At 30.2% G+C, this 1,300-nt stretch carries 1 protein-coding gene; it reads left to right on the forward strand.

Features of this window, described 5'->3' with window-relative positions; translation table 11 throughout:
* Positions 1–489 (forward strand): type ISP restriction/modification enzyme (locus tag ACFIQE_RS10490; protein ID WP_375707715.1); only part of this gene is annotated, 489 nt, incomplete at its 5' end.
* Positions 490–1,300 lie beyond the last annotated feature (811 nt).

Consider the following 1,300-nt stretch of genomic DNA (forward strand, 5'->3'; position numbering starts at 1 on the left):
TGTGTAAAGAGTGCTGATGATTTTTGGAAGTTCGTAACAGCAGGGCGTGAACTGGGTCATTTGCACGTGAATTATGAAACTGTAAAACCTTATCCAGTCACCTTTAAAAAGGGTAATCCAAAACAGACAGAGATCTCTACTCCCGAAGAATTTTACTACGTTACAGAAATGAAATTTTCTGGGAATAGTAAGGAAAAGGATAAATCGACTGTTTTTTATAATAGCAATATCGTCATGACGGATATACCTCTTAAAGCTTATGAGTATATAGTCAATGGAAAGCCTGCTCTTGAATGGGTTATGGAACGTCAATGTGTTAAAACAGATAAAAAGAGCGGCATTGTTAATGATGCTAATCGCTATGCTGTTGAAACCATTGGCAACCCTGCCTACCCTCTAGAGTTATTTCAAAAGGTTATTACCGTAAGTTTAGAAACAATGAAAATCGTAAAAAACTTACCAAAATTAGAAATTAAAGAAACTGAATAACTTATAAAGCATGCTTACATAATGGGTATGCTAAATTCACAAGGGGTATAGAGCTTATAACCATAATCTATACCTCTCTTGTTAAGTTGATTAGATACAATCTCAAAAAGACAGTTTATATGCGTTATTCTAAAAAGAAATCATTTGCACTTTTAAATACTCTTATTTGGATTGCTTTAAGACTTTTAAGAAACCCACTCTTAAATAGAATTAGATTTTTTTACATTGCTGTTAAGAGATTATATCGCAATCTAAAATGATAGCTTTATTGTTTTCAAAAGCTTTGTTTAAAGAGAGTTATGTATATTCATTTTGTTTATAGGTTTTGAAGGTGTAAAAATCGTCACCCCTCCTCAAAACGTATATTATTAGTTGAATTTATAGGTTGTGTTATCAATATGAGTTGTTTTTTAAAGGTCTGTAAAATCTTAACCTATTAAAATATAATGTTTTTACTTTTTATTGTTTTTTTATCTAAAAAGAGCAACCGTCAAAACCCAAAACCCCGTCAAAACTCATAACCATAAGGGTCTTGATAGCATTTCTTATGAGTTACAAACCAACTTTTGAAAGGCTTTACAGGATCATACGCTTTTCATAAGACATGTTTTAATCACTCACTAAAATAATCTATTTTGTCAGTTCAATTTACTGACACATAACTGACAAATATATATTGTTAGTTGAATTTATGGGTTACTATTTAAAAGGTTGTATCATTAAAAATACTAACATATTGAAATATATTGATTTTAATTTTCTCTCATTAAAAAAATAATATAGGCTCTAAAAAGAACTGACAACACTGACA

Origin of the sequence: Bartonella sp. AA1HLJMS (assembly GCF_042197445.1) — a bacterium.
Lineage (GTDB): Bacteria > Pseudomonadota > Alphaproteobacteria > Rhizobiales > Rhizobiaceae > Bartonella.